31 protein-coding genes and 3 pseudogenes are annotated in these 26801 nt (G+C 59.3%); 20 read left to right on the top strand and 14 right to left on the bottom strand.

Translation table 11 applies throughout. The annotated features are described in order from the left end of the window. Nucleotides 1–2 precede the first annotated feature (2 nt). The 4 genes from X738_RS69260 to X738_RS0142840 form a co-directional block, all read right to left on the bottom strand. Complete coding sequence (locus tag X738_RS69260; RefSeq protein WP_023801658.1) at nucleotides 3–2414, bottom strand: VirB4 family type IV secretion/conjugal transfer ATPase; 2412 nt, start codon at nucleotides 2412–2414, stop codon at nucleotides 3–5. Further along, complete coding sequence (locus tag X738_RS89195) at nucleotides 2411–2647, bottom strand: VirB3 family type IV secretion system protein (protein WP_373420455.1); 237 nt, start codon at nucleotides 2645–2647, stop codon at nucleotides 2411–2413. Before X738_RS89195 ends, X738_RS69260 begins: the two co-directional genes overlap by 4 nt. Before the next feature lie 69 nt (nucleotides 2648–2716). Beyond that, nucleotides 2717–3025 (bottom strand): TrbC/VirB2 family protein, encoded by a 309-nt coding sequence (locus X738_RS69250; protein WP_023801656.1) that lies wholly within the window; start codon nucleotides 3023–3025, stop codon nucleotides 2717–2719. Beyond that, nucleotides 3006–3464 (bottom strand): lytic transglycosylase domain-containing protein, encoded by a 459-nt coding sequence (locus X738_RS0142840; RefSeq protein WP_198032863.1) that lies wholly within the window; start codon nucleotides 3462–3464, stop codon nucleotides 3006–3008. Before X738_RS0142840 ends, X738_RS69250 begins: the two co-directional genes overlap by 20 nt. 489 nt (nucleotides 3465–3953) lie before the next feature. Here X738_RS0142840 and X738_RS69245 point away from each other — a divergent pair, with 489 nt between their 5' ends. From X738_RS69245 to X738_RS0142820, 4 genes are all read left to right on the top strand, one after another. Then, nucleotides 3954–4571, top strand: a complete 618-nt coding sequence (locus X738_RS69245) for a hypothetical protein (protein ID WP_023801654.1) — start codon at nucleotides 3954–3956, stop codon at nucleotides 4569–4571. Continuing rightward, complete coding sequence (locus tag X738_RS85070) at nucleotides 4552–4926, top strand: hypothetical protein (RefSeq protein WP_156942646.1); 375 nt, start codon at nucleotides 4552–4554, stop codon at nucleotides 4924–4926. Before X738_RS69245 ends, X738_RS85070 begins: the two co-directional genes overlap by 20 nt. A 181-nt stretch (nucleotides 4927–5107) precedes the next feature. Beyond that, nucleotides 5108–5320 carry a hypothetical protein gene (locus X738_RS0142825; RefSeq protein ID WP_156942645.1) on the top strand — a complete coding sequence of 71 codons (213 nt, stop codon included), beginning with the start codon at nucleotides 5108–5110 and terminating at the stop codon, nucleotides 5318–5320. Beyond that, nucleotides 5317–5649: a hypothetical protein gene (locus X738_RS0142820; RefSeq protein ID WP_051407893.1), complete on the top strand. Its 333-nt coding sequence runs from the start codon at nucleotides 5317–5319 to the stop codon at nucleotides 5647–5649. The genes X738_RS0142825 and X738_RS0142820 overlap by 4 nt, the downstream gene beginning before the upstream one ends. Here X738_RS0142820 and X738_RS88470 read toward each other — a convergent pair. The 6 genes from X738_RS88470 to X738_RS85060 all read right to left on the bottom strand — a co-directional run bounded on the left by X738_RS88470 (nucleotide 5643) and on the right by X738_RS85060 (nucleotide 11680). Continuing rightward, nucleotides 5643–5765: a hypothetical protein gene (locus tag X738_RS88470; RefSeq protein WP_023801651.1), complete on the bottom strand. Its 123-nt coding sequence runs from the start codon at nucleotides 5763–5765 to the stop codon at nucleotides 5643–5645. The two genes, X738_RS0142820 and X738_RS88470, sit on opposite strands and share 7 nt — an antisense overlap. A 58-nt stretch (nucleotides 5766–5823) precedes the next feature. After that, nucleotides 5824–6210 (bottom strand): hypothetical protein, encoded by a 387-nt coding sequence (locus tag X738_RS69235; protein WP_023801650.1) that lies wholly within the window; start codon nucleotides 6208–6210, stop codon nucleotides 5824–5826. A 396-nt stretch (nucleotides 6211–6606) separates the two neighbouring features. Further along, entirely contained in the window at nucleotides 6607–8928 is a 2322-nt protein-coding gene (locus X738_RS83155; RefSeq protein WP_245277766.1) for an AAA family ATPase, read from the bottom strand. Further along, nucleotides 8811–9968 (bottom strand): adenylate/guanylate cyclase domain-containing protein, encoded by a 1158-nt coding sequence (locus X738_RS87390; RefSeq protein ID WP_023801648.1) that lies wholly within the window; start codon nucleotides 9966–9968, stop codon nucleotides 8811–8813. The genes X738_RS83155 and X738_RS87390 overlap by 118 nt, the downstream gene beginning before the upstream one ends. Nucleotides 9969–10306: 338 nt before the next feature. Beyond that, nucleotides 10307–10717 carry a hypothetical protein gene (locus X738_RS69225; RefSeq protein WP_023801647.1) on the bottom strand — a complete coding sequence of 137 codons (411 nt, stop codon included), beginning with the start codon at nucleotides 10715–10717 and terminating at the stop codon, nucleotides 10307–10309. 579 nt (nucleotides 10718–11296) lie between these two features. Then, the gene (locus X738_RS85060; protein ID WP_156942643.1) at nucleotides 11297–11680 is read right to left on the bottom strand and encodes a hypothetical protein; all 384 of its coding nucleotides are present in this window, start codon (nucleotides 11678–11680) and stop codon (nucleotides 11297–11299) included. Nucleotides 11681–11934: 254 nt separating this feature from the next. Here X738_RS85060 and X738_RS69215 point away from each other — a divergent pair, with 254 nt between their 5' ends. Beyond that, the gene (locus tag X738_RS69215; RefSeq protein WP_373420452.1) at nucleotides 11935–13536 is read left to right on the top strand and encodes an RcgA family putative transporter; all 1602 of its coding nucleotides are present in this window, start codon (nucleotides 11935–11937) and stop codon (nucleotides 13534–13536) included. Continuing rightward, complete coding sequence (locus X738_RS69210) at nucleotides 13526–14533, top strand: RcgR family putative quorum lactone hydrolase (protein WP_023801641.1); 1008 nt, start codon at nucleotides 13526–13528, stop codon at nucleotides 14531–14533. The genes X738_RS69215 and X738_RS69210 overlap by 11 nt, the downstream gene beginning before the upstream one ends. A 396-nt stretch (nucleotides 14534–14929) precedes the next feature. On the opposite strand, the gene X738_RS0142800 is transcribed toward X738_RS69210, so the two are convergent. Further along, nucleotides 14930–15412: a hypothetical protein gene (locus X738_RS0142800; RefSeq protein WP_023801640.1), complete on the bottom strand. Its 483-nt coding sequence runs from the start codon at nucleotides 15410–15412 to the stop codon at nucleotides 14930–14932. Then, complete coding sequence (locus X738_RS69205) at nucleotides 15409–15612, bottom strand: hypothetical protein (protein ID WP_023801639.1); 204 nt, start codon at nucleotides 15610–15612, stop codon at nucleotides 15409–15411. The genes X738_RS0142800 and X738_RS69205 overlap by 4 nt, the downstream gene beginning before the upstream one ends. A gap of 287 nt (nucleotides 15613–15899) precedes the next feature. Between X738_RS69205 and X738_RS88465 the strand changes: the two genes are divergently transcribed. Together X738_RS88465 and X738_RS69200 are read left to right on the top strand one after the other, a co-directional pair. Next, on the top strand, nucleotides 15900–16025 hold the full coding sequence (locus X738_RS88465; protein ID WP_023801638.1) for a hypothetical protein: 126 nt from the start codon (nucleotides 15900–15902) through the stop codon (nucleotides 16023–16025). A 384-nt stretch (nucleotides 16026–16409) separates the two neighbouring features. Beyond that, complete coding sequence (locus X738_RS69200) at nucleotides 16410–17162, top strand: hypothetical protein (protein WP_156942642.1); 753 nt, start codon at nucleotides 16410–16412, stop codon at nucleotides 17160–17162. A 109-nt stretch (nucleotides 17163–17271) separates the two neighbouring features. On the opposite strand, the gene X738_RS69195 is transcribed toward X738_RS69200, so the two are convergent. Then, the gene (locus X738_RS69195) at nucleotides 17272–17676 is read right to left on the bottom strand and encodes a helix-turn-helix domain-containing protein (protein ID WP_198032862.1); all 405 of its coding nucleotides are present in this window, start codon (nucleotides 17674–17676) and stop codon (nucleotides 17272–17274) included. A 207-nt stretch (nucleotides 17677–17883) separates the two neighbouring features. Between X738_RS69195 and X738_RS0142795 the strand changes: the two genes are divergently transcribed. Next, the gene (locus X738_RS0142795) at nucleotides 17884–18390 is read left to right on the top strand and encodes a hypothetical protein (RefSeq protein WP_031255846.1); all 507 of its coding nucleotides are present in this window, start codon (nucleotides 17884–17886) and stop codon (nucleotides 18388–18390) included. Nucleotides 18391–18475: 85 nt separating this feature from the next. Further along, nucleotides 18476–18805, top strand: coding sequence for a single-stranded DNA-binding protein (locus tag X738_RS69190; protein ID WP_023801634.1), 330 nt, complete (start codon nucleotides 18476–18478; stop codon nucleotides 18803–18805). 332 nt (nucleotides 18806–19137) lie between these two features. Here the strand turns inward: X738_RS69190 and X738_RS87385 are convergent. Next, nucleotides 19138–19350: pseudogene (locus tag X738_RS87385) on the bottom strand (ATPase, T2SS/T4P/T4SS family); the annotation flags it as partial. Nucleotides 19351–19523: 173 nt separating this feature from the next. On the opposite strand from X738_RS87385, the gene X738_RS85055 reads away from it, so the two are divergent. The 10 genes and pseudogenes from X738_RS85055 to X738_RS89185 all read left to right on the top strand — a co-directional run bounded on the left by X738_RS85055 (nucleotide 19524) and on the right by X738_RS89185 (nucleotide 26779). After that, entirely contained in the window at nucleotides 19524–19646 is a 123-nt protein-coding gene (locus X738_RS85055; protein WP_023801631.1) for a hypothetical protein, read from the top strand. A gap of 178 nt (nucleotides 19647–19824) precedes the next feature. Continuing rightward, nucleotides 19825–20003, top strand: a pseudogene (locus tag X738_RS87375) (tyrosine-type recombinase/integrase); the annotation flags it as partial. A gap of 368 nt (nucleotides 20004–20371) precedes the next feature. After that, a complete protein-coding gene (locus X738_RS85050) occupies nucleotides 20372–20560 on the top strand; it encodes a hypothetical protein (RefSeq protein ID WP_156942641.1) in 189 nt (62 codons plus the stop codon). Between the two features lie 41 nt (nucleotides 20561–20601). After that, a complete protein-coding gene (locus X738_RS69180; RefSeq protein WP_245277759.1) occupies nucleotides 20602–21009 on the top strand; it encodes a hypothetical protein in 408 nt (135 codons plus the stop codon). Between the two features lie 89 nt (nucleotides 21010–21098). After that, entirely contained in the window at nucleotides 21099–22493 is a 1395-nt protein-coding gene (locus X738_RS69175; protein ID WP_023801628.1) for an FAD/NAD(P)-binding protein, read from the top strand. 252 nt (nucleotides 22494–22745) lie between these two features. Further along, entirely contained in the window at nucleotides 22746–23696 is a 951-nt protein-coding gene (locus tag X738_RS69170; RefSeq protein WP_023801627.1) for a sulfonate ABC transporter substrate-binding protein, read from the top strand. A 2-nt stretch (nucleotides 23697–23698) separates the two neighbouring features. Next, a pseudogene (locus X738_RS69165) lies at nucleotides 23699–24947 on the top strand (FMNH2-dependent alkanesulfonate monooxygenase). 2 nt (nucleotides 24948–24949) lie between these two features. Then, nucleotides 24950–25768, top strand: coding sequence for an aliphatic sulfonate ABC transporter permease SsuC (gene ssuC / locus X738_RS69160; protein ID WP_051407891.1), 819 nt, complete (start codon nucleotides 24950–24952; stop codon nucleotides 25766–25768). Nucleotides 25769–25952: 184 nt separating this feature from the next. Further along, entirely contained in the window at nucleotides 25953–26495 is a 543-nt protein-coding gene (locus X738_RS89190; RefSeq protein ID WP_441295556.1) for an ATP-binding cassette domain-containing protein, read from the top strand. Next, entirely contained in the window at nucleotides 26492–26779 is a 288-nt protein-coding gene (locus tag X738_RS89185; protein WP_373420450.1) for a hypothetical protein, read from the top strand. Before X738_RS89190 ends, X738_RS89185 begins: the two co-directional genes overlap by 4 nt. The last annotated feature ends 22 nt before the right edge of the window (nucleotides 26780–26801 follow it).

Raw genomic sequence — 26801 nt, 5'->3', positions numbered from 1 at the left:
CTCTACGCTGCCTGCTCATCCGCTTCCGTCTCCCATCCACAAAAATAGGGGAGCCACGCGGTCGGCTCTTCGCCATAGCGCTTGCGCAGCTCCTCACACTCGCGAACTGTCTTTTCGTTGCCCGACAGGACCTTGACCAGGTCCGGCATCGTCGAAAGGTCGAGTTTGGCGACGATCGAATCCGACGCATGCTTCACAAGAAACGCGCGGCTTTCCTTCGCCGTCTCCCTGACAAACCGAAACTCCTTGGCGGTTAAGGTGAACCGTCTGCGGTAGGATTCCTGATCAGCCTTGGGGTTCGGGAAGAAAATGTTGGTGGAGGTTTGCTCAATCAGCGTGTTCGAGATTGCCGACTTTGCAACATCGTCCGCGGATTGGGTGCCGAAGCCGACCACGCCGTTGCGCTTTCGGATCGTCTTCAACAGGTCCTTGATGAACTCGACGAAAACGTCGTCATCCAGGAGCTTCCAGCCTTCATCGAGGAATACCAGGAACGGATCGCCGTTTATCTCCTGGTCGATGCGGAAAAACATATAGAGCAGCGCCGCCGTGCGGATTTTCGGCTCGTTCAGGATTTTGGTCATGTCGAAGCCGATCACCGCCGACGAGAAGTCGAGTTGGTCGGTCGCATTGTTGAAGAGCCAGCCTCTGCTCTTCGTGTCGAGCCACGGCTCGAGCCGTTGTGTCAGGTCGTTCATCCCCGGTTGCAAACGACCGCGCAGAACCTCCGGCAGCATCGAAAAGACGCGCCGCTCTTTCGGAATCCTGAAAATCTGGTCGACCGCATCGCCGATCACGCGGATCTCGGCGGGCTCCAATGTGCCGTTGTCAGGCTTCAGCAGATATTGGAGCAACGTATCGACAAATGACCGGTTTTCCGGCGTGTCATCCAGCTGCAGGGGCGCGAACCCGGTTTGAACACCGGGCTGTAGAACTTCATAGCGGCCGCCGAGCGCCCGCACGAAGATTTCCGCGCCGCGATCCTTGTCAAAATATACGCAGCGCGGCTGAGGCTCGACCCTCATGCTTTGCGCAAGCAGGAAGGACATCGCCACGGTCTTGCCCCAGCCGGTCGGGCCAAAAACCGTGAAATTTCCCACGTCGTCGACATGGAAATTGAAATAGTAGGCCGTTTGGCTTGTCGTCTCGAGCAGGGCGATCGGACGTTTCCAATGCAGCCGGTCCTTCTGGCCGGACGGGAAATTATGCCCCGAAAACAGTCCCGCGAAATTCATCGACGAGATCAATGCCTTGCGCGCGATGTAGCTGAAATTCCCGGGCAGTTGCGCCCAAAAAGCAGGCTCCATATTCATGCGCTCTCGTACCGGAATGATCGCCAGACGCGACATTTCCGACTGCACGTCGGAAATTGCCTTGTTGAGCTCCGGAACTGACCGAGCGACCACGCAAACGGTAAGATGATGGTCGCCGAACACGACTTCGCCTTGCGCCAGCTTGTCCATGCCGTCGTGAACGGATTGCTCGACTGAGGTGCCCCCTTCATCAGAGCCGATAACCTGTCGACCGATCTTGCGGATTTGGCCTATTGCGGCAACGCGGTCCTCCAGGGCGAAGGACTGTGTAATGATGATCTCATGAGGCAAGCGAAGAAGCCCGTCGAGGCCGCCCGGCGTTGTGTAGGGGGGATACTCCTTCATGGAGATCATCGCGGCCAATTTCGAACTTGAGGGCTCTGCTCCCTTGATTTCGATCGCCTCGCGCCCGAACAGCAGTTGCCGCATCGGAATTGCCTCAGCCAAACTCATTCGGGGAAGCGGAACTTCCACCTCATCGGCGCCGGCCAGGATCTTGGCTAGAAATTCTGCAGGCTCCGAAAATACGCTGCCGTTGCGCTCGACCAGCCCGAGCTTGCGCGCCCCATAGGCGCCGAAATCCTGCACGATACTGTCGGTCACATCGTGCAATTCCTTGAGTGCTTCGGCGCGGGTTTCCTCGCCGGCCGACTGCAACCGAAACTGATCAAAAATCTTGTCAACCCAACCGATCTTGCCGACCATCGGCCTGCGTATGACCGTCATGTAAACTTCGTTGACGAACAGGTTCTTGGAGGACAGCGCTTCCATGTAACGCGCGTCCAGTTCCGCGACGAACGGGTTGTCGAAGCTACCCTCGATCTCCGGCGTGATGTGACGACGGATGATCGTCGCATAGACGGCAAAGCGCGACGACGAGAGATTGCGGAATGTGGTGTTGCGGTTCAGGACCCGGGCGTTGAGCTCAGACTGGTCCATCGTCTGGAACGGCAGACCGCCCATGCGGATGATGCAGGCCAGAAACCCCGCCTTGGTCACCAATGCGTTATCATCCACATGACGCAAAAAAGGGACGTGTTCACTCACGCCCTGCTCTTTTTTGCGTTGCTTACCGTATTTCAGATCAGCGTTGACGCTCACGGAGAATAGCTCCTGGCTCCCCAATACGAGGTGTTTCCCATCGCCCGCTTGGTCAGAAAAAGGCGCTCGAAAATATGAAACATGTGAATGTCGCGTTGGCACAGATAGGCCGACACCCCGTGGCCAATGACGGCCACCAGGGGCGGAAGCAGAATGTTGCTGGTGGCGATGAAGAACACGACGCCGATTAAACCGTTCAGCCAAAAAACCTCGTAACGTACGCCCAACACCATCAAGGGCCGCGTTAACGCGAGGCTCACAGGCTCGGCCGTCGGCAGGTCGTCTTCGTTGTCGTGCATGTCTTAGCTCGAGGCGGTCTCACGGATTGCGTCGACCAGGGTCGAGGCGCCAAACACGAAAGCGATGCCGACGACGATCGAGAACGCCAGCGGCCAGGCCAGGCGGCCGGTCATTGCCATAAACCCGAGGAAGCAGACCGCGATGATGGCAATAGAGCGCGCGATGTTGCCCTGCAGGACGCCGACCAGCCAATCGAAGACGCCTTCGATCGGCGCCGCGTCCTGAGGGAAGGCGGCGACCGGCTGCAAGATTGTGCCGATTGCAATGGCAGCCGCGAACTGCAGCGTGAATTTACTCCACTTCAATGACATGTCCGTCCTTCCACGCATTTTCGAGTTTCCCTTCTCCATTGATCTCAGACACGTTCGCCGGCTGCGACGAGCCGACCATGGCTGACAGCTTCCAGCGGTTGAGAACCTTGATGATGTAGCCGGCTGTTTCCGGAAACTCCGGAATGCCCCGGCTCTGACGAACGTTTGCGGGTCCAGCGTTATATGCGGCGAGCATCAACAGTGGGTCGCCGAACTCACCGTAGAGCTGCTTCAGATATTTGATGCCGCCGCGAACGTTCGCCTCGACATCACACCTGTCACGAACGCCAAGATCGCCCGCCGTTCCCGGCATCAGCTGCATGATCCCTACGGCGCCTGCCGACGATTGCTTGCGCGCGGCGCCGTGCCGGCTTTCGACCCAAGCCACCGCATCGGCCAGGTCAGCATCGACGCCTTCCTCCGCCGCCACCGCGCGCACGAGGTCGCTTACGGCCTTGCTGTCGACTGCCGGACACTCGGTTGCCCCTGGCGACTGCGTCTCAGGCGACTGATGACTCAACGTCACGGTGTGCGCGGCAGGCTTCTCGTTCCGAAACGCCGCTGCCATGCGTGCTGCTACATTTACCGGTTGCAGAGCCTGCCGAGAGACGGCATCCTGCGCATGGCCCTGTGTTGCTAGCGCAACCCCCGCCACAAGAATTCCGACGAACGAAACTCTGGCCATTGCGTCGCTCCGGTTATTACTTTAACTTACGTCATAACCGCGCCAATCCTGCTCGTCAACAAGCGACTACAACCATGGCTTTCTTTCTCGTCGGTAATTCGCCCCTTTTGCTGCTGACCATAGCGCGGGCGACCTCGGCGCGTCCAAGCGGCCCGTGTTGCGCCTTCGGCGCTGCCCGCGCCAGCCGCTTGACGCTTTCGGTCGGCCGCGCACAAATGCAGGCATAGAACGGAGAATACCGTCATGAAAATGTTCGTTTCCGCCTTGGTTGCCGCCGCTGCCTTGATGAGCGCGGCATCCGCCCAGGACGAGCCGTCACCCTTCGCTGAACCGAGCGTTCAATATCTCAGCCAGTTCGCCGAACCTCACAAAAAGGTCTTCGTTCTTGAACGCTACGATGCATCCGGCAAGCTCGTCGCTCGCGACGTCGACGAGATCTCGTCTCCCGTCGAAATCATCGACGCGACCCATCGCAAGATCAACGGCGTCGAATATGTCTTGCGCGGCCTCACGTCGTGCCCGTCCAAGAAGGTCATCTACAATCGGGTGCAGACGTGGGATTGCAAGGACGCCGCGAAAGACGACGCCGGCACGATCTACAACGAGCGCGCCAGCGTGATTCTGTGCAAGACGCTGGTCCTGCAATCGACGCCTGGAACGCCCGACCCTGTGTCCTGTTTCGCTCGCGTTGGCGAAGGATCGAACAACGATCCATTCCTCGTCGCCGACGACGACGACTCCATGGTCTTCCAAGGTTTTGCTCAGATTGCCGTAGGCAAGGACGGCAAGCCACTTCGTCCCGATCTCCTCGAGTCGGCGGTCATGGGAAAGGAAATGGGACTTGGCAATTCGAGCCAATAATATTCTTTTGACGGCGACGGCAATCGCCGCAATCTTGCTTCCGGCCTATGGCCAGCAGGTGGCATCGAGCTTCGCCGTTCCCAAGAATATCACGTTGCAGACCGGCGACACCTGGGAGTCCGATGGTCAGGTCTACCGCCTATATGGCGTCCAGTCCTGTATACGCGGCGGCATAGCTACGGACGCTGCCGGTAACAAACACGACTGCGGAAGTCTTTCGCTGGCCCAGCTCGGAGGCTTGTTTCAGACGGCGGCAGTGACTTGCCAACCGATCGGGCGAGCGCGGGACGACGCGATTTTCGCAGTTGCGCCGCCGAGATCGAGGGTTCGACGATCGATGTTGGCACAGCCATGATTTCTTCTGGCTTCGCCTTTGCGGCAACCTATCCGGATGGCAACGCCGTCAACATGGGCTATGTTGTTGCGGAACTGACGGCAAAAGGCGCGAGTGAGGGCTTGTGGGCCTATAAATTCCCACATCCCGTCCAGGCGCTTCTGCAGACCTCGCAGCCCACGGCTACGAAAGGAGCTGGCCAGTGACCATGCCAGATTCTCACTACAATCGCCCTATGACAATCGTGCATGCGGAGGGGCTGGAAGCGCAAAAGCAAGCTGAACGCGATCTCGCCGATCTCCACAGCGGTAACGGTTGGGCTGTAGCCGCCATCCTTTTCCTTCTGGCGCTCACATGGCTTTGCAATCAATTTCCCGCTTTAGGCGATTTGCTCGTTGGTCTTTGGTATTCATGAACAGCATCGCATCCTGCGCCATCGCTCTCGTGATCGGTATCGCCATAGGAGTTGGCGGGACCTATGCACTAACATCGTCGGTGCCTGGAAACTCCCAATTGGAAATTCCCACAGAGGAAGAAGCTCGCGCGTCGCTTCAAGCTGCCAAGCCCAATGATTGGCCGAATTTACAATTGTCGTTGGGGGAATGCGACAAAGACACCCTGGGACCCGGTGTACGATGCGCCGTTGACGTTACCTATGACGGTCTCGGCGGCCAAAGGAAGAGACAATCCATCGTCGGCTTTTCTAAAACCCCGAGCGGCTGGATGGCCTCGCTCTATCAATAGCCGTCATGATCTGAAAACGACTGCAAAAGCGTCTCCCAGTCCTTCTCGTCCAGACCGCTCGCACCGTCGCGTAGCAGCGTCCGCACATAGGCCGCCTTGGCGGCAACATCGACCATTGTCGAAGCTCTGATTAAGGTACGGACGTCCAAGTTCCGCGATGCGGAAGCCGGTCCCCTATCCTTTCCACATTGTCGAACGGAGAAGAGCCTGCATGTGCTCTGCCAAGTCGAGCTCGCCGCGGCCCTCGATCCTCAAAAGATATCTGGCCTTGGCCCGGCGATCACCTTCCCTGACCGCAGGATAGGCACAGACAGCCAGCAGTGCCCCTTCCTCGGCCCGGCTGGCTCTGTCGTGTTCGCGATTACTGCCGTCCTTTTCTTGGATTGCCTTGCCGAACGCCGCGTACGTTGCCTTGTGCGCCTTTATCAGTGCCCGCAGGTCGCGGGACGGTTCCCGGTCCCGGCGTCGCGGCTCTCCGGCGTAAGCCGTTGCCGCAATCGTCGAGGCGATGACGGCGCTGCCGGAGCTGAGAAGCAAGGCGCGGCGGTTGATCCCGGACATGGTGAACTCTCCTCTTCACTTCATGGCAGGCTGGCAGATCGGTATCGTAAACACCGGCCGACCGCTCTCATCGTAGCACGACAGTTGGCGCATTCCTGTCAGGATGGGTCGCACTGCCGTCCGCGTTACAGCCAGGGCATGCCAGTGCGACCGCCCGGATCGGGCTTGTCGCACTTGTCGCGGACCTGTTCGATCGATCAATTCCCCTCGGACGTCGAACGCGAAAAACCTTCACCTTTGCGGAAGTTCGCTCGCGCTCGGCCGAACTCACGCCCATGACCCTTTGCTGTCCTTCCCTTCAGGGAGTTGGAAAGGCCTGAACGGGGGTGGAAAGCGGACATAAGACAGATGCATAACCGATGTAGGGCGTCGAAGGCTGAACATCATTCCCTTAGGCTATTGAGTCGGGCTACCCGGAAGGCCGGCGCGCGCAAGGTCTGCGGCGGCTTGATCGAGAATGGAAGGGTCTCGGAAGTTCCAGGCGTGCCGCCACGACTGGATCGTCACACCCGGGGTAGACTTGAGCATCTTCTCGACGGCAGCGCGAGCGTCTGCTTGGCGCCCAAGACGCATATAGGCGATGGCGAGTTGTAACGGAGCGTCGGCGAATTCCGTGGTCTTCAGGACCTCAACTGCCTCTTCGTTCTTACCAAGCACGATAAAGATGAAACCTCGCACGTAGTTAAAGAACCAGGACAACCCCGGATCCCGCGCGGCTGCAGCGTCGGTCAGTTCCAGCGCCTTTTCGGGTTGACCGGCTTGTAAGAAAATACTTCCTGCATCCGTGAGGGTGAAGGCATTATAGGGTGCCGCCGCGATGGCTTTGTTCATTTCCGCAACGGCCCTATCATGGTCCCCCTTGACCGTCAGAAGCCACGCGTGGAGCCAGTGCGCCAATCTCGCCACCTGCGGGCTTAGGTTCTTGTTTGAAAGAACCTGGTTTACGAGTCGCTCCGCCTCCTGAAGATCAGCCTGCGGGTCAGAACTGTAAAACAGCGCAACTTTCAACCAGTGAGACCACCCCAACTCCACGGTTAACAGGGGAGAGCCGGGGAAAACCTGCAGCCCGTCGCGCGAAATCTCACCTGAACGCTCGATACCTTCCTTCGTGTAGAGGTTCAGCTGGCTTTCCGCGCGCAGGTAGTAGTCGTATTCAGCCAAGTTAGTGCTGTCCTTGCCCCAGGCCTGACTGTAGTCCGATTTGCGAATGGCTCCGAATTCGCCCGTCATCGCCCCCACAATCTTGCCGGTCAACTCATCCTGAAGCGCCCATGGGTCGGATCCGGCCTTGTCGAAGCGGTCTGCCCAGACATGGTCCCCCGTATTGGCGTTGATGAGTTGCGCAACGATCCGCACCCTATTGCCTTCCTTGCGCACGCTGCCTTCGAGGACATAGCCAACGTCCAGCTCTTTGCCGATCTGACGGATATCGCCTTCCTTGCCCTGGTAAGCAAAGGACGAGGGTCGCGATACGACCGCAATGTCAGAAAAGCGCGAGAGGATCGCGATGACGTCGTTCGCCACTCCTTCTCCCAAGTAGCCTAGACTCTTGTCGGCACTCAGATCCTTGAATACGTCCGGCCACCGCTCTTCCAGCACCCTGGCGATCCGCGAGTGCAACTTCTGACGCGTGCTACGCAGCAGGCTCACATAGGCGGCATCCTGAACGAGCGCGTGTTTGAATGAGTAGATACCTTCGGGCGGGGTGCCGCGCCGGAACGCGAGACCGGCGCTTACGAGCTCGTCCAATCCTTGCGTCAATACCGCCTCGGGAATTTCCGCCACCGTGACCAGCAGCTCATGGCTGAACTCTCGGCCGATAACCGCGCCGATCTGTGCCACCTGTTTTGCGCTTGGCAGCCGATCCAACCGTGCCATCAGTGAAGCCTGCAAGGTGCTCGGCACCGAAAGCGCTGAGCCTAAGCTATCGGGCTGGCTGGCGCGCTCCAGCACGGCCTTCGTTAATTCCTCGATGAAGAGAGGTACGCCATCGGTCTGTGCCACGATCCGCTCCAGCATCCCCGCCGGAAGCGTCTGACCGATGACAACCTGACTTGCGAGCGTCGTCGCCTGGCGAGGGCCAAGCCGACTCAGCGCCATCAAGGTCACGCTGGCTTGGCCGACCCAAGGCGCATGAAACTCTGGCCGGAAGGAGATGATCACCATCACTGGCAAAGAGGCCACACGCATGATTAACCTGTCCAACAGCTCAAGCGAACTTGGGTCGGCCCAATGCGCGTCCTCGAACAGGATCAGCACGGGAGACCGACGTGACCTTTCGTCCAGAATCCGGTTCAATGCTCCGAAGGTCTGCTCCTTCTTGCGCTCCGGACTGAGAGCCAGGGGCGGATACCGCTCTCCACCCGGCACGCCAAGCAACTCGGCAATGAGCGTCACTTCTTCGCGAGTTGCGCCGAATGGGAGAAGCAGAGCTTCCAGCTTGTCGAGCCGTGCGTCCGCAGACTCGCTGCGCACGAAACCCGCATCGTTCTGCCAGCGTGCGATGACGGGCTGTAGCGCGCTGTCGCGATGATGCGGCGAGCAGAAGTACTTGAGTCTGAGATGCGCCTCTCCGGCCACGCGCTCCTCGAGCGCAGCGATCAGGCGGGACTTGCCGATGCCGGGCTCGCCGGAGATGAGCACCACCTGCCCTTCGCCGTCCTTTGCTTGCTGCCAGCGGCGCAGCAGCAGCTCGAGCTCGTCATCGCGCCCGACCAGCGGCGAGAGGGAGGCCGCATGCATTGCCGCGAAGCGGCTCTCAACCAAGGCTTCGCCCAACACCTGCCACGCGCGCACAGCGCCAGACAGGCCTTTGAGATGAAATTCGCCAAGCTTGCGGCACTCGAACAAGCCGCCAATGCGCCGCCGTGTTGTGCGTCGATCACTGCGCAGCCAGGATCAGCGAGCGATTGTAGGCGGGCGGCGAGGTTTGGCGTCTCGCCTATTACCGTCTGCTCCTGTGCGGCCCCGGCACCCAGCAGGTCGCCGACGACTGCGAGGCCACTGGCTATGCCGATGCGTGCGACCAGCCGTTCGCCGGCTGGCGCGGCGTGGCCGACCTCCGCCAGCGTAGCCAAGGCGGCGCGCACAGCGCGCTCGGGATCGGCCTCATCAGCTTGTGGCCAACCGAAATAGACCAGGACCCCGTCGCCCATATACTTCGCCACGAAGCCGCCATAACGGCCAACAGTCTCGGCGACGCAGCGATGGTAGGTTCCGATGACCTCGCGCATGTCCTCCGGATCCAGGCGGCCTGCGAGTGCCGTCGAGCCGACGACGTCAACGAACATGACCGTTAGCTGCCGCCGCTCAGCCTCTGGNTAGACCAGGCCCCCGTCGCCCATATACTTCGCCACGAAGCCGCCGTGGCGGCCAACTGTGTCAGCGACACTGCGATGGTAGGCTCCAATCACCTCGCGCATGTCCTCCGGATCCAGGCGGCCTGCGAGTGCCGTCGAGCCGACGACGTCAACGAACATGACCGTTAGCTGCCGCCGCTCAGCCTCGGCAGGCGGCGGGGCTGTCCCTGAGACCGCCGCCATGGATCGCGTGGTTGAGATAGCCGCTGTATCCGAACTAGCGCGCAGGGCGTCGATGGCGGCGAGCAGCTTGCGGCGGTGACCAATCGATGTGACCCCGAGCGCCACAAGATCGTCGGCTGTGAGCTGGGGAAGCGTATCAGCTTCAATGTCGTTTTCGCGAAAAGCCGGCTCGTATTGCTGCAGGCCGAGGCTCAGTAGCCATGCCGCGATATCCACGCCCCTTCTCCTCTTCGGCTGCGGGGGGCTGCCCTGTTCTCCCGATTGTATCCCAAATTGATGGGATAGGCGGAAATCTCTCTGGAAGAGGCCGCTGAAACGAAGATATTGGCCGTGGAACGGGTGGCCTGACGAGTATCGCGCAGGACTTGCCCGGGCTCTTGCCTCGGGGAACGTCCGCAAGGGGTCGACTCGAGAGCCCTTGCGGGACGGTCAGCTTCGGAGAAATGCGTCGAGTACCAAGCGTCAGGCTTTCACCACTAGCGATCCTAGTGGTGTCTGCCTTCATGCATCTGTTGCGCCTTGATGCTTGGCGCAATCATCCGGCAATCTGGCGTTCACTTGACGCCAAGGGCGTCCTTGAGTTCTGCCAATTTTTTCATGCAGCCTTGCTCGTCGCCAGCTTGGGACATCTTGTGAGCTTCCGCCATCAGCTGGCTAGGATGTTCGGCATTCTGGGCGCTACGGGTGCCAGTCGCTTGCTCCTGATGAGGCGTGGTTGGCTTCACATTTCCCGCCGTTGATCCGGTGGTTTCAGGATTGCCGCCCTGCTGCTTGCCGGCCAGGACCTCCTCTTGGTGCTTCGTTGCCGGAATGCCTGATTTATTAGGGCTTGCGCCCGTTTCGGCGGTGATGACGTTCGGCTCGAGCACCTTCAACTCCTGGCCGCAGTCGGCAAAGGCCGGCGAAGCGAAAGCAAGGAGGAGCGCCGACGCGCTTGCTATTCGTATAAACATGTGAACCTCCAATAGGGCTTTTCCTTATGTCAAGGAAACGGCCACATACCCAAAGAGTTCCTGGTGGGCCGGTCCATGACAAGGTAATGAGGACATATTCCTGATCGACCAGGCTGGTTCTGATCCCGATCCCACAGGTGCTTTCGCGTGTCGCCCTGAAGCCGCCCGAATGGTGGTTGCATCGGGGCAGGCCCGTCTTGAACTGCGACGTGATTGACACCTGTGGCACGCAATCATCAGAAACTGTCGAAGAGCGTACCGAACGCATTCGCCGCGGCCCGATGCGGTTGCGCTCGGCAAGGCTTGATGATTTGTTGCCGGTCTACGGAGAACGAATGATGCGCGACCGCGCCGGCCGGGGCATCGCCTCGACTATACCGCGATGGAGCGTTCTACGTCTCAATCGGGTCGATTCGAGCCGTGCGCGAAGGGCAGCTTTTGAGAAGCGCCATGAATGTCGCGATATGGCGCTACCTGTGCATTCCGGCAGTCGGCTCAGACAGCAAGATTCCACCCTTTCGCGACGGCGAAGATGGCGCCTTCTGAAAAACCTTCGTTTCTGGCAGGCACCTTTGGCGTCCGCACGCAAGCTTAGGAGAAAGCGCCGGCGGCCACCGGGGTACTATTCACAAACGACTGCAACAGCAGATTCCAATCGGCGTCTTCCAATCCGCTGTCGCCCTCGTTGAGCAACCACCGAAGGTGCTCGGCCTTGGCAGCGCAATCCTCGATGCTTTCGACCGCAAATCGAAGCATCTCGTCCCGTGCATGCTCTTCCTTGGCAAGGAGCTCGTTCAGTCGCATCTCGAGCCGCGCTGAAAACCGACTTTCCGTCTCGCACTCGACGAGACGCCGACACAGACGCTCCACCTGCTCTCTCAACTGACGATGCCGTCGAAGTATCGTTGTGAGCGGCCTTTCAGTGATAGGATCCTCAAGGCGTTCACCATTAAACGTTATTACAGCCAGAGCCATATCGCGCATCCTCCTTGTGGGGTGAGAAGCTACGTTGGGCGTCCCTCGCCCGCTCCAAGGAAATGATTTCGGCCATGTTCCTTCCCAAAATCAATCAGTTGCACCCTTCATCCGGGCGCGCATGTCCAAAGCTCGGAAGCGCGCTACTTAGTTGCATCGAGTTGATAAATACGTTGATTGAGGACGAAGGCACGATAGGATACGAAGGCCAGCGAAACGAAACGAAAGCAGCGCCTGTAAGCCATTGATTAAGAATGGAAAAATATTTCTCCCTCCGCCGGGAGACGAAAGTGATTTCAAAGAAATATTCAAGCGGTTGGCCGCGGCGGGTGCTGGTAGGCCGTTGGGCAAAGACGGGTTTCCTGCAGGCCCATGGACGCCCGAGCTTCTCGCAGGGGCGATTTCACAGATCGATTCCAACCGGATTGGGGTCGATCTGCGAACGGTGCAGCTTTGGTTTCAAGAGAACGAGAAGGGAATTAGCACTGCCAACATTCGTTGGCTGGCGAGGATTTTTGGATGCGATGATCCGGTCGCAACTAGCGAATGGCAGATGGAGCTTAGTGCGGCGCAATCGCGGTTATCGGCCAAGACGAGAATGGAAGAGAGCCGGAAGCAGCGTTGCACAGGAGATTCCAGATACGGCACTGACTGCGGCCTTCGATGACGAGACAGACTCCCCGGCAGAGCTGACACGGGATACTGACGCCAAGGGGCCGAGGCGGCGTTTTAGTTTGGCGAGGAAATCGGAGGCGTTTTTTAGTCACGGATCTCCCCTGAATTTACCGGCGTCGGTGTTTGCCGGCATGACCGCCCTCGGCTTTTTGTCGTACATCATTGGTAACCACAACGTCACCTACGAGCGAGCGGACGGGCTCGTTAAGCAGGTTGGATTCCTTTGGGCCGCAAATTGGACACTCGACTTTATGGTGTTCTTACCGCTGTTTTTCTTCTTCGTTATAGAGTTGCTGGTCTTCTGGAAAAGTGAGGGGCGCAGAAAGCTCGCAGCGCACGGCGATCAGATGGAAAGCGACGACGCCTGGTTGCGCAACGTTGACGCTTCCTCGTACACATATTGGTCGGTTTTTCTGATTTGCTTGCTGTTCGCGGGTCTTTTTCAATGGATCGGCGTGTCCTTGATCCCGTTGATGAAGGGCGGTGGCAACTATGCCATGGATTGGGGAAAAATAGCTCTTGTGCGTCCTGAGGTCATATCTGTCCCCGAAACAGTCGTTTTTACGGGGCTCGCTTACCTATACATGTGCCTGGTGTTTTATCTTTTCTTCGTAGGTCTCATTTTGCTCTATACGGTTGTTCATGATCTTTGGAGAATTGGAGACGGATTGAAGAAGCTGCCGCATGTTGATCATCAGCAAGAGCTCAATGAAGCCGGCCTCACAGTGATGCGTGGGGTTTTTCGGTGTACTGTTTTGGGGGTTCTGGTCGCCATATGGATGAAGGTCCAAAGCTCTTATCTGGCATCCAGTGGTGAGAATATTGTGGCGTGGTTGGTCGGCGATATGTCTTCGATGTTCCAAGGTCGCGATGATGTGAGCACCGGGTTCCGCTATCGTATGCCGACGCATTACAGCAGCCTTCTTATCGTTATTTCGACCTGTTTTGTATTTCTGTATGGCTCGATCCGATTAGGTGTCGGAGGTCGATTTCATGCGTCTTTGTGGAAGATGTCGGCGGTCGTGGCGTTACTTGTTGTCAGCTACTTGTTGATCGACGCGTTTGCCGGCTTTTCGACCCTTCTGGCCATTTCAGTGCTAGTCGCACTCTACGGCCTGTTCGATCCAGGATTTGGCCGCTGGCGAGCGAGCGAGTTAGGAAACAATCAGAGTGTTTCATAGTTGGCTCGATCGTTGGGACGAACGCCGGGCCCTTCGCGGTGAGGAAGGGAAGAAACCAACGGATTTCGTCCTTGACGCGGAACGCGCCTTTCCAGGTGCGAAGAAGATAACAAGTATCGAGGAATTCTGTGCCCTTGCGGACCAAGCCGTGGCTGATCCAGCCTTTTTCGATGAGCCGAGTGTGAGTGATCAGGGTTTTGAAAGGCTAGATGGGTGGCTCAAATTTCCATCGGACATTTCTACTGATATCGAACAAAACAATGTCGTCTCGGCGAAAATCACAGAAAGCGGGTCGTTCGATCAGGCGATGGTGATTTTTCACCATTGGAATGCAAGCGCTCGGAACCGTAAGATTGCCAACTTTTTCTCGCAGCGTGGCATCACGGTTGTCGAGATTGCTATGCCTTATCACTTCGAACGCAGCCGACCCGGCTCCGTGCACGCCGACTATATGCTTAGCCCTAATCTCGGTCGAACGATCCAATCTGTAAGGCAGGCAGTGTTGGATGGGCGAAAACTCATACGTTGGTTGAAAAGCGAAGGCTATCGAGAGATTTCGGTTCTCGGAATGAGCTTAGGTTCCTGGGTTGCGGCCTTAGTCGCGGCACACGACCTGGCTGTGTCAAAAGCCTCGTTGTTTCTGACGGCGGGGAGTCTAGCGGATATGGTTTGGACAGGCCGCGCGACACGATCGATACGCGATAGCCTTGAGCCTGAGATTGAGCTGACCGATCTCAGAAGGGCTTGGGGTCCACTTAACTTGGAGAATTACGCGCATAGTTTGGCACGGCCTGATCTCGATCTTCAGGTTGTGTTGGCTAAGAGAGACAAAGTGGTGTTGCCAGAGCTATCGGAGAGGTTCATGCAGAGGCTGAAGAACGCCGGTGCTAGGCCGAATATTTTGGAATTAAACTGTGGTCACTATTCGCTCGCCATGCCGCCTTACATTTTGTTGGCCGGTTTGAGCTTGAAGCGGTTACTAAGGCGCGGCCGTTGAGCGGTTTCTGTCGTCTGCTGACAAGTCGGCCCGGCGGACCGGCACAGTCTTACTCGCCTTCTCTCATGTGAATCCGGGGATGCTGTGGGGAGCGACAACGTCCCAAAGGTGAACAATTTGGCTGTTTGCCGGTCTGGACGCGGCGATTGGCTGGTTTCGATTGGACGGGAACAGTTCCCCTAGCGGCGAAAAAATTTCATGCCGGCGCAACGGCGGCAAGGCTCAGCTGCGTATCCCACATCGTTCTTGATCACGGCGCGTCGCGATCGTTTTCGAGCGCCTGCAGCCCGACGCCGTGACACGATACGCAAGGCACGCTGCCTTGCTGATCCTTGCCAAGTTCAGCGGCCCACCATCGGAGTTCTCGACGCTGCCTTCGGGTCAAACTGTCCGGTGTCATCCCTTTGGCATTCCCGCAGATTCTGGAAGGCAAAAAACGCCTTGCGTGATCGAAAGCACGACCCCTCCTTTCGGTTCGACAATGGCTCCCGTCCAGGCTTGCGAGTAGGTGCGGCTCGCATCGACCGCCGTTAACCACAGGACGCGGTTGTCCGCCAGCTCGACTTTCACCTCCGCCTGCAGGGGACTGTCATTGACCGTCTGCCGGTAGTGTCGCTTGATCTTCACCGTCCCGTCGGGAAACAGCGCACGGCTGTTTTCATATTCGATCTCGAACTTCACACCGCCTGCATCGCCGATTTTGCAAGTCCCGTCTCGCTCACAGATCGTGCGGGCCGTCGCTTCGCACGTCCAATTATACCCTGACTGCCACATCGGATTGCCTGCCTGCGCAAACGTGAATCCGGGCACCAGCAGAGTGATGATCGCTGCGGGGGCGATCGCACGCATTCGAAAGAGTGACACGCTGTCATTGTTCATGGTTCTTCCGGCCCGTTTACCGCAGTCGTCGGCGTGACCAGCAACGGCCCTTGTCGCCGATGAAATCCAGTGCTGGCGCTGTTCTGATAGAACGCCAGCGTCATCGCTGCCACATGCAACGCAGCGTCAATCCCCTCGCGCTCTGCGCGTTCGCGCAGTTCCTCAAAATACATGTCCGCGATCTGTTGGGCGCCGCTCATGCAGCGATGTTAAAGTATCAACTCCTTTGTCGCTAGAGGGGAAAGGCGGGCTCTGCCCCTCTCCCCAAAAAGGCGAAAACCGGCATCCCCCCATTCTTCCTCCGCGGCTTCGCCGACTCCGTGCAGGATCGGCTGCGGATCCGCATGCGAGAATCTTGCGCCGGCCCTTCGGGTGAGTGGTCCCCCTCCCGGTTTTCGCCTTACAGTCACGATCCTGAGCGGCACGCGCGCCGACTGGATCAAGAACAACGTGAACGTTGGCGACGGCTTTTACGTGGAAGGCCGGGTTGGCAAGCTCGTCCAACGAAAAGGACGGCAAGACGGTCTACACGACCGATGTTATCGCGGCGATATTCACCCGCGTCCATCCTCGCACCGAAGCGAATGAAAACACTGACGACAGCGACGAATAGTTAACGACAGGGGCGGCGAAAGCCGCCCTCCCCTGTGCAGCGAAGGCGATCGGTCGGGAACGGATGCGCCGACGGCGCAAAGCCGATTTGGGCCAGGCGGCGCAGGGTAAGCCGAGGTTGTCGGCGATCAGGTTTTTACTTTAACTTATGCACCCAGCCGCTTAGGGTGGCAAATCATCGAATCGCAGGAGAACTGATAGGCAAAAAGAAAACCCGGCGCGAAGGCCGGATTTCCAAGAGGTCGTACCTAGAACGGAACGCCAATTCCGTCGAATTGCCACCAAAACAAGATGGCAAAATCTAGCTGCTTCCCCTGACAGTCGCAACAGGAAAATGCGCTTTCGCGCCACGGATTTTCTTTGCCGCAAGCAAGGGAAAGACGTGGTGACCATACACACCGAAATGGCCCAGTGGCTTGCCGACATCACGACGGTCAAGCAGATCGACCACTATCTTGCGCTTGTCTGGCGAGGGCTGGCCGAGGGCGCCTTGAGCGACCAGGAGGCGCAAGAGCTCAGCGAGGCCGCCTGTTCGCGGCGCTCCTTGCTGCAAGGGGCGCGCGAAGCCCGGTTGCCGCCGGCGCGCACCTACTTTCCGCAGCGTCCGAAATCCGAGCAGTCGCGCCACCAGGCGGCGAGCGGGTCGCGCTGCCCCGTTCGATGGGCGAGGAAACGGCGCTTGGGCGATATGGCCGCCCTACCTCCAAATGTGCGGGATCGCTTCACGGAGGGTGAACGGGCTGTGCTTTACATTGTCGCCTCGGATTGCCGTCAGCACGGCTCTTGCGGATCGAGCGTCAAGGAGATCGGCGACCGCGCCGGCGTCGGCGTCACCACCGTCCGCAACGCGCTGCGCCGGGCCCGCCGTCTTGGCCTGCTCGACATCACAGACCGCCCGCAATGGCGCGCCAGACATCTGCCGAACCTGGTAAAAATCCAGTGCCGGCGCTGGCTCGCATGGCTCAAAAAATTTCGGCCGAACCTCGGCCTTAATTTTTGTCCGACTGGGTTCAAAAAAGCGGCGTCCTCAGGAACCTTCGGCAATAAACAGAAAGGCGGACAGCCTTCTTACAGCCGGGCGGATGGCCCTTCGGGCCGCTTTCAGCGGTTTGCTAGACGCAAACCACCGTCCGGCTGACGGCTCGGACGCCTAACCCAATCAGTCCGCACCCAGTCGAACCGCCGCAAAGGGGGCTTTTGAACAAGCCTGCCGGAGCCGCTTGCGCCCGGCAAGGCAAAAATCAGCGCTAGGGGACGCGGCCGAGGAGCAGAGCGGCCGTCGGCACGCCAAGCCCTTTGGCGATCATGCCGATTATCGCCAGCGTCAGGTTCTGTTGCCCTTGCTCGATCTTGTAATACGTGACGGTCGAGATGCCGATCAGGTCGGCAACATCCTTCTTCATCATGTCCTTGCGGCTGCGGAAGCCACTTATCGCGCGCGCGATGTTGTCCTTGATCTGCTGGACGTCGAGTCGCTTCATGGATGGCTCCAGGACTGCCGGCGGCACCAGCAATTCAGCGACGCTGATTTCAAGGGCCCGTGCAAATAACGCGACCGTCGCGAGTGTCAGGTTCTGCTCCTGGCGCATCGTCAAATAGTAGGTGCGATAGGAGAATTCCTTTTCGCTAGCAAAGCTCTTGATCAGCGCCACGAAATCTCGATTCGAGAGATTGCGCCGCTGTCGTACTTCGTCGAGTTTTGCCGCTATTTGCGCCTGCATGACATCGCGCTCTGGATTGTCCAAAACGTTTCTCGGATCGTATTTTTCCACCGCCGTCCAACCCCATACAAACCTCCTTTCGCGGTCGCAAGAAATCAATTAAAGTATTAACTGCGACGTCCGTGAAAGGAGCTCCCATTGACCAAATCTCTGCTCTATGCCGCTGCGATTGCAGTCGGCTCCCTCTACGCCAGCAGCGCGCCGGCTTCCGAATGGGGCTGTCAGGTTCTGCTGTGCGTCTCCGGGAACTGGCAAGCCACCCCAAGCTGCCACCCGCCCATGTACCGGCTCCTCGGGGCCATGAAGCTTCCGGGTTTCTCCTGGCCGACGTGTCCAGCCGCGAGTTCCTCCGCGGCGCGGAAAGACGTCTATGACGACTGCCCGGAAGGCTGGACCGTCGGCTACAGCGACGTCGGGCACGACGGCAACCGCTCAAAACCAAACATGTGCGAGAAGCGCGAGAATCTGTGCTTCAACCATCGCAACGGCAGGCCCATCTTCAAGCCAGTCACCACCCGGCGTGACGGCGACAGTTGCCAGAAGACCATCAGCATGCCGCGGCCGGTGCGGTCAAAGCCTTGGTACGTCGAGTACACTGACGCCAAGGGCTTGAGGCAGCGGGCCCGGTTCAATCTCGACATCTGACTGCTGCTTCCGCCGATTCTATGATGACACTCTAATTGACGTGCGAACGGAAATCGAGCCACCTAATTACAGAAGGTATCCTACTATGCGCAGCATCAACCGTTTCACCGTTGCCGGGAACGTAGGCAGCGTCACCAGCTTCAATAAGGCGGTCAAGGTCAGCATCGCTGCCGACCGCCATTGGACCAACGACGCCGGGAAAAAGGAAACGAGGACAGATTGGGTCACCGTCACCGTGTTCGATGATCAGGCAGCCTGGATCAAGGAGAACGTTTCCAAAGGCCAGCCGGTAATAGCTGAAGGCCGCATAAACAACTCATCCTACGAAAAGGACGGCGAGACGATCTACACAACCGATCTGGTCGCAACGACGTTCAACGCCTTCCAAGTTGCCAATGCCAATGCGAGCGATTGACAGAACGCCCGACGGTTCTGCACGCTTTCGCTTCGCCCTCCGGCAACGTCTGCAGCGGCCTAGTCGTCGCGGCGGCGCAAATCCGGCAAAGGCACCGCTATCGCCGCTGGGTTCGTGCCCCCTCCCCTTCGGCCGAGTGGCGCCATGGCAGACCAAGGATAATTGGTCATGGAAGACGAATTACTGGATGTGATCACGGTCGCGACCACTGGCATCGTGTGCTTCTTCATCGCCTTGATCTTCAACTTTTACATCAGCCCCGCCCTTCTGTGCGGGGTCGTAGGCAGTGCTGCACTAGCAGTTCTCATTAGGGCCGTGTATCCGCGTTAAGCGGGAAGGCCGGTGTTCGAGGCCTTAAGCAGCGTCGGCGCGGCCCCGTCGCGGACCTTGCCGACGACGATCCGGTCAGGGCCAAACCTCATCGTGCTCTTCAGCAGCCGCGCCGTGTCGATCGCGTCGCTGGTATGCAGCGCTATGCGGTCGGCATGATGACCGGATAAATCCTCACCCGAGCTATCCTCCCAATCCCGACACTTCCCTTTCAGTTTCCTGGACCCAAGTCTGCTTTGATACAGGATTACGCTGGCACCACGCCTGTTTCTGCTTTCGATCGCAACGCTGTCAATTCGCCAGAAGAACTAGAATGGCGCGAACCAAGAAGGCGTCGGCCAAGCTGGCGAAGGCCTAAGAAGACTGCCTCAGGAAGCGGACTAATGGGATGACGCGCCAATCCGTTGCCGATTTCTGGGGCGAGCGTGGCGAAAGGGACAATGCCCGCATCGCGCAGGAAGTCGATGCAGACCGCTTCTTCAAGCTGATGTTCGATCTGCTCCGGGATTAGATGTCAGGGGGCGCGATATCCGCTAAGTCACGAGCTTTCGGGGGCGAACTGCTTCCACCGCGAGGGATTCGGCTGGAAGCGGCCGCAAAAGCTCAGCCTCAGGCTTTGTTAAATTGATCCAGACCGCCCAATTCTCGGCTTGAAGGACGACCACGTGCCAGTTGTGATATGACGCGACGGCCTGACGCTTCACGGACTAAGGAAGTCGATGGCGTCTATCTCGCCGAAGCCGAGGCATCCACCAGGCAGCTCATGGACGTGCTTAGCCATGACAACATCGATCACGCCGAGCTCTATTCGCGTGGGGCATCGCAAGTACGCGTGGCAGTACAGGGCATGGACCGAGTCGTGCGGCTGGTGACGCGCAAGCCGCTGCTTGGCGAACCATCCAGTAAGCCATTGATGAATAACCACAATGGTGGCCCCTGAGGGCGTATTCAGATTATTGATTTCGTTGTCTTTTTCGTGGGCCAAAATCAAAAGCCTTCCCGTATCGTTCCGTATGCTTCCGCGACCGCCGTGCAGTCGAATTTCGCCACCCTGTGCCTCTTCGGTGTGGTGCCATGCTCATCGAGTTGCGGAAGCACGAGCGAAGTAGCCGGTCGACAAGTTAATGTCTATAATAATAGTAGACATTGTTGACTTCCTGCTCTCCGGAGTCATACTGGTCAGGTAAATGCCTGAACGCCTACCACCCATTCGTGCTTGCATAGCAGGAGGTGACGATGACGCAGACATTTCTCGGATTAGCTGCAGTGGATGTCTGGAGCCGACTCCGGATGTTCTTTTCGCAAAGCCGCGAAGCGGCGGCTGATACGCCCGCGCCGAAAGAAGTCGTCCGACAAGGGGAAGAGCGTTCACGCCTGCCAGAGCGTGACGAAAGCTTCTATCTCTGCATGTACGGCCATTGGTAGGCCTGCCCACTTTCGTTGATTTCAAGATCAGGACCGGGCTGTTGGGCGGCCAGTTCCGGCGTGTGAATCTCATGAGTTCGCTTGCGTTTGTTAGCAGATCACAGGAGGAATTGATGACGCGTTTGCTTCCCGCACTGCACGAAGGCCACGCACCGATCTATCTGCATCAGGCTTTCTCCGATGCCCTCGACGCCTATGAAGGCTGGGAGCATGATACGGGCGAACCGCTGGTCGAATTCGAAGGTCAGTTGGTCCCAATCAGCTCGGTTTTCGGGCGTATGCGTAGCTGTTCGGATCTCCTTCCGATTCGCATTCTGGAGGATGTCGCCGCGGCGATCCCCGAGAGGCTTCTTGCCTTTGGCGAAGGGCAGTTGACCTATGCGGATGCCGCGCGCGTGTTGCGGGCGCTCTGTGTCGAGCGTCTACGCAATCTCGACGCCGCCTGGTAATCACACCTAACCGGAGCGTGTCGGATTTCTCCTTGTTCCCCTCCCGGGTCGCGCCCCACGCTCGCGAGCCGCACGGAGATCGCTCGTTGATGACGGTAACCCATCGCCGAAAATGGAACTTGGCCGGCCCCACGGTATCGGCGAGCTCGATTGCAATCATCGGCGGCGGTGCAAGCGGCGTGCTGATGGCGACGCATCTCCTGCGCAGTCGCGATCCCAACCTCGACATCGTCATTATCGAAAAGCGCACCTCGCTTGGGCGAGGCTTAGCCTATTCGACGGACCTCCCGGATCACCTTCTCAATGTCCGGGCCTCGAACATGAGCGCCTTCGCCGACGATCCCGACCATTTCGTGCATTGGCTGCGAGCTCGCAATATCCAGATCGATGATCCGACGACCTATTTCGCTCCCCGTCGCCTGTATGGCGAATATCTCGGACAGCTGCTGCATGAGACTTCGAACGAGGGCTCATACGGAAGATTGCGAATAATCGACGAGGAATGCGTCGGAATCGTTGAGCGCGATGAGTATTTGGAACTGCGGCTGGCGGATGGTTCAAGCGTTGTGACGCAGCGATGCGTTCTGGCGACGGGACACGATCAGAAGGCGAGCAGCAGTCAGTCCTTGCTTGCGCCGTCAGGGGCAGATGACGCCGCCCTGCCCGATCCAGCCGATCAAGTCCTCATCATCGGCAGCGGCCTCAGCATGGTCGATACATGCCTGTCTCTGATGCTTGCCGGGCACCACGGCCAAATCGTCGCTGTTTCACGCCGCGGACTGCTTCCGGCCGTGCACAGCAAGACTACCCCCATGGTTCTTCAGCAAGCCGATGTTCCACTCGGCAGCGGGCCGCCGGAATTCGCGCGCTGGTTCCGGGATCTCGTTACCGCGACTGAGGCGCGCGGAGGTAACTGGCGCGATGTCGTGGATGGGTTGCGCCCGCACAATCAGTCGATCTGGCAGAGCTGGTCGGATGCCTCGAAGTGCCAATTCTTCAGGCATCTGAAGGCTTGGTGGGACATCCACAGGCACCGCATGGCGCCGCAAGTTAGCGAGCGGCTCTCCGAGGCGATCGCGGATGGTCGGCTGTGCGTGATCGCCGGCCGGGTGCTTGACGTGAGATCTGTCGAGAAGGGCTTCGCGGCCAGGCTGCAACGTCGAAACAGCCTAATCGTCGACGAAATTCGGGTTGCGCGCATCTACGATTGCGCGGGCGTCATCGCCGACCCTGAAAAGAGCTCAAATCCGCTAATCGGATCGCTTTTGGCTGCAGGCATGGCACGACCGGATCGGCTTCATATCGGCCTCGACGTCTCCACGGACGGCGCCCTGATCAGCCGGGAGGGAATCCGCAACGATCGCGTTTCAGCAGTGGGTCCGCTTACCCGCGGCACCTTTTTCGAGATCGAAGCGATCCCGGACATCCGCGTTCAATGCCAGCGCCTCGCGACCGCATTGCTCAGCCAGCCTTCGTCGACGTGACGCCAGGTGGCGCTTGCTTGTTCGGGCACGGGCCGGTGCTTTGCCGGTCCTCTCCTCCAAAGGAAAACTGTTCCCAATAAATTCTATCAAAATAGTCGAATATCCTTTGTGAGGGCTCCTCCCGCCCGTTACGCTCAACGAAATCGGGCACTCCCGACTGCGCTCCTGTCTGTGAGCGCCCGCCACTGCGGCATGCTTCATGCCAGCTAATTTCAAAGTCCTGTACTGACGTTGGGAAGAGGAGTCCGATTGATGAATGCCTTCATAAGCTACCTTGCGAAGCTCGCACTCGCCGGCAGCATAGCGCTAGGGGCGGCGACCGCAGCTCATGCGGAAGACAAGACCGTCCGTATCGGGTACCAGAAGTACGGCACACTCATTCTGCTTAAGTCAAAGGGGCTCCTTGAGGAAAAGCTGAAGCCTGAGGGCTACACGGTCGAGTGGACGGAATTCCCGGCCGGGCCGCAGTTGCTCGAGGCACTCAACATCGGCTCTATCGATTTCGGCACGACTGGCGAAGCGCCGCCTATCTTCGCGCAGGCTGCAGGTGCTCCACTCGTCTATGTGGGTTATGAGCCACCGGCGCCTGAAGCCGAGGCGATCCTGGTCCCCAAGGATAGCCCGCTCAAGACCGTCGCCGACCTGAAGGGAAAGAAGGTCGCGCTGAACAAAGGCTCGAATGTCCATTACCTTCTCGTCAAGGCGCTGGAGAAAGCCGGGTTGGCCTATTCTGACGTGGAAGTCTCATTTCTGCCGCCTGCCGACGCACGCGCCGCATTCGAGAAGCAGGCTGTCGATGCCTGGGTAATCTGGGAGCCATTTCTGGCGGCCGCGGAAGCAGCCACCGGTGCCCGCCAATTGGCGAACGGCAGCGGCGTGGTGGACAACCACGAATTCTATCTCGCCTCGCGCGACTTCGTCGACACCCACCCCAAGGTGGTCGACACCATCGTGGCGTCGCTCGGGGAGATCGACACATGGATCAATGCCAATCGCGGCGATGTGGCCGAACAGTTTTCGCCCGCGCTCGGCATCCCTGCGGATGTTCTCGAAGTCGCCGTCCAACGGCGCTCCTATGGCGTGAAGCCGATCACGCCGGAGGTGGTAGCCGCACAGCAGAAGATCGCTGACGTGTTCTTCGAACTCGGCCTGATCCCGGCCGCCATCTCGATCGCCGATGCAGTGAAGAAGCCGCAGTCGTGAACGTGTCCGCCGATCTTTCTCCCGACCGCGTGAACGTGCTGTGGTTCCTGCCGACTCATGGAGACGGCAGGTACCTCGGCACGGCTGTGGGAGGCCGTGCCACTGATCTCCCCTATCTGCGCCAGATCGCCCAAGCTGCCGACCAGCTCGGTTACTACGGCGTGCTGTTGCCCACGGGAAAAAGCTGCGAGGATTCCTGGATTGTCGCCTCGGCGATGCTGACCTCGACCGAGCGGCTGAAATTCCTGGTCGCGGTCAGGCCGGGGCTGCAGCCGCCGACGGTGGCGGCGCGGATGACCGCGACACTCGACCGGCTGTCAAGCGGCCGCCTGCTGGTCAACGTCGTCACAGGCGGTGACCCGGTCGAGAACAAGGGCGATGGCATCTTCGCAAGCCACGCCGATCGATACGAAATCACCCGCGAGTTTCTCCATGCCTACAAGGCGCTGCTTGCAGGCGAGACGGTCAACACTTCCGGCCAGCACATCCGCCTGGAAGGCGGGCAGTTGCTGTTTCCGCCTGTTCAGGCGCCGCATCCGCCGCTTTACTTCGGCGGGTCCTCGGAGGAAGGCATCGAAGTCGCCGCTGAGACGGTCGACAAATATCTGACCTGGGGCGAGCCGCCAACGCTCGTTGAGGAGAAGATCGCGAGGGTCAAGGAGGCAACGCGGAAGCACGGCCGCAAGCTNGGGCGAGCCGCCAACGCTCGTTGAGGAGAAGATCGCGAGGGTCAAGGAGGCAACGCGGAAGCACGGCCGCAAGCTGAGCTTCGGCATCCGGCTCCACGTCATCGTTCGCGAAACGTCGGAGGAAGCCTGGGCAGCGGCCGATCGCCTTATAGCGCATCTCAACGAAGAAACGATCGCCAAGGCGCAATCCGTGTTTTCACGCATGGACTCCGTTGGTCAGAGCCGGATGAGCGCGTTGCACAGGGGCCGCCGCGACAAGCTCGTGGTCAGCCCAAATCTGTGGGCAGGCGTGGGCCTGGTCCGCGGCGGCGCCGGCACCGCGTTGGTCGGCTCGCCCGAGGAGGTCGCGACACGAATGGAAGAGTATAGGGCGATCGGCATCGATACCTTCATTCTCTCCGGTTATCCGCATCTCGAGGAGGCCTATCGCTTCGCCGAGCTCGTCTTTCCGTTGCTTCCACTCGCGCACGCGCCCGAAAAGACGACACTTTCCGTCAATACCGGCCCGTTCGGCGAGACCATCGCCAATGAAATCAGGCCGGCCGCGCGGAAGGCATCCTGATCATGGCACGGCCGTCACAGCTTAAAGACGCAGGCGCCGCGGCGCTCAAGCTCCTGGCCCCTTGGGCGTTGCCGATAGGGATTCTGGTCGTATGGGAGATTGCTTCGCGCAGCGGAATAATGTCGACCCGCCTGCTACCGGCTCCGAGCGCTGTGGCCGCCGCCTTTTGGGAAAGCCTCCGCAATGGCTCGCTTCTCACCCATGCCGCCATCTCGACGGAGCGGGCGCTGAAGGGGCTCGTTATCGGCGGCGGTATCGGCTTCGTCCTCGGCGTTCTGGCCGGAATTTCGCGGCCGGCCGAGACGGCGTTCGATTCGTCGATGCAGATGCTGCGTAACGTGCCGCACCTGGCCATGATCCCACTCGTCATTCTCTGGTTCGGCATCGGTGAGGAAGCGAAAATCTTTCTTGTTGCGGTCGGAACAGCCTTTCCGATCTATCTCAATACCTTTCATGGCATCCGCACCGTCGACGTCCGGCTGATCGAGATGGCGCGCGTCTATGGGCTCGGCCGCTTGGCCCTGTTCTGGCGGGTGATCCTGCCGGGTGCACTGCCGTCGATCCTTGTCGGTCTGCGCTTCTCGCTCGGCATCATGTGGCTGACGCTGATCGTCGCTGAAACGATCTCGGCCTCGTCGGGCATCGGCTATATGACGATGAACGCGCGCGAATTCCTGCAGACCGACATCGTTGTCCTCGGCATCATCGTCTACGCGCTGCTCGGCAAGCTGGCCGATTTCATCACGCGGAAGATCGAGACACGGGCCCTGGCCTGGCATCCGGCCTACCAACCTGCCGCCACCAAGGAAGCAGCACCATGAGAGAAGCTGCAACCGCGCTCCGGCTGCGCGAAGGCGCAGTATTCCAGGAAACCGATACAGCTCCAGACGGAGCAAACACGCTCCGCGAGGCTGTGCGACGGAAGCATGAAGAGCGCCCGGCGAATGGACAGGCTGTGNGGAAACCGATACAGCTCCAGACGGAGCAAACACGCTCCGCGAGGCTGTGCGACGGAAGCATGAAGAGCGCCCGGCGAATGGACAGGCTGTGTTGCTTGACGGCTTGTCCAAGTCGTTTGGCGACAGGCGGGTGTTGTCCAAGCTCGACCTTGCTATCCCTGCCGGCCAGTTGCTGGCGATTGTCGGTCGCTCCGGCTGCGGCAAGTCCACGCTCCTTCGCCTGATCGCCGGCCTCGACCGCCCGACGAGCGGGACCGTCTCGGTCGGCGGCGCGGAGGTCCAATCGCTGCAGTCGAACGTCCGGCTGCTCTTCCAGGACGCGCGGCTTCTCCCTTGGCATCGCGTTCTCAGCAATGTCGGCATCGCACGCGCGAATGGCTGGCGCGAGACCGCCACGGCAGCGCTCGCCGATGTCGGACTTGCGGATCGGGCGAATGATTGGCCCGCGGTCTTGTCGGGCGGCCAGAGCCAGCGCGTCGCCCTNCGGCAGCGCTCGCCGATGTCGGACTTGCGGATCGGGCGAATGATTGGCCCGCGGTCTTGTCGGGCGGCCAGAGCCAGCGCGTCGCCCTTGCTCGTGCCCTGGTGAGCCGGCCCGGTGTTCTTCTCCTCGATGAGCCATTCGGTGCTCTTGACGCGCTGACGCGTATGGAGATGCACCGCCTGCTCGAGCGTATCTGGCGCGAGCACGGTTTCACGACGGTTCTCATCACTCACGATGTCGCCGAGGCGGTGGCCCTAGCCGACCGGGTGATTGTCATCCGCGATGGCGCCATAGCGCTCGACATTCCTGTCGATCTTCCTCGCCCTCGACGCGAGGCTGCGGACACGTCGGCAGTCGCCCTGCAAGCGCGAATTCTCGAAGAGGTATAGGCGCGGCATGCCTTCGATCAGT

The sequence above is a fragment of the Mesorhizobium sp. L48C026A00 genome (assembly GCF_000502375.1).
GTDB lineage: Bacteria > Pseudomonadota > Alphaproteobacteria > Rhizobiales > Rhizobiaceae > Mesorhizobium > Mesorhizobium muleiense.
This window is presented reverse-complemented; position numbering and strand designations above follow the sequence as displayed.

Bases quoted from the DNA above. Each gene is read 5' to 3' on its own strand.
- X738_RS89195 (WP_373420455.1), bottom strand. From the start codon at position 2,647: ATGGTGTTGGGCGTACGTTACGAGGTTTTTTGGCTGAACGGTTTAATC.
- X738_RS69250 (WP_023801656.1), bottom strand. From the start codon at position 3,025: ATGTCATTGAAGTGGAGTAAATTCACGCTGCAGTTCGCGGCTGCCATT.
- X738_RS69245 (WP_023801654.1), top strand. From the start codon at position 3,954: ATGAAAATGTTCGTTTCCGCCTTGGTTGCCGCCGCTGCCTTGATGAGC.
- X738_RS0142820 (WP_051407893.1), top strand. From the start codon at position 5,317: ATGAACAGCATCGCATCCTGCGCCATCGCTCTCGTGATCGGTATCGCC.
- X738_RS88470 (WP_023801651.1), bottom strand. From the start codon at position 5,765: ATGGTCGATGTTGCCGCCAAGGCGGCCTATGTGCGGACGCTGCTACGC.
- X738_RS69235 (WP_023801650.1), bottom strand. From the start codon at position 6,210: ATGTCCGGGATCAACCGCCGCGCCTTGCTTCTCAGCTCCGGCAGCGCC.
- X738_RS85060 (WP_156942643.1), bottom strand. From the start codon at position 11,680: ATGGCTCTGGCTGTAATAACGTTTAATGGTGAACGCCTTGAGGATCCT.
- X738_RS69215 (WP_373420452.1), top strand. From the start codon at position 11,935: ATGGAAAAATATTTCTCCCTCCGCCGGGAGACGAAAGTGATTTCAAAG.
- X738_RS0142800 (WP_023801640.1), bottom strand. From the start codon at position 15,412: ATGAACAATGACAGCGTGTCACTCTTTCGAATGCGTGCGATCGCCCCC.
- X738_RS69205 (WP_023801639.1), bottom strand. From the start codon at position 15,612: ATGAGCGGCGCCCAACAGATCGCGGACATGTATTTTGAGGAACTGCGC.
- X738_RS69190 (WP_023801634.1), top strand. From the start codon at position 18,476: ATGCGCAGCATCAACCGTTTCACCGTTGCCGGGAACGTAGGCAGCGTC.
- X738_RS85055 (WP_023801631.1), top strand. From the start codon at position 19,524: ATGACGCGCCAATCCGTTGCCGATTTCTGGGGCGAGCGTGGCGAAAGG.
- X738_RS85050 (WP_156942641.1), top strand. From the start codon at position 20,372: ATGACGCAGACATTTCTCGGATTAGCTGCAGTGGATGTCTGGAGCCGA.
- X738_RS69175 (WP_023801628.1), top strand. From the start codon at position 21,099: ATGACGGTAACCCATCGCCGAAAATGGAACTTGGCCGGCCCCACGGTA.
- X738_RS69170 (WP_023801627.1), top strand. From the start codon at position 22,746: ATGAATGCCTTCATAAGCTACCTTGCGAAGCTCGCACTCGCCGGCAGC.
- ssuC (WP_051407891.1), top strand. From the start codon at position 24,950: ATGGCACGGCCGTCACAGCTTAAAGACGCAGGCGCCGCGGCGCTCAAG.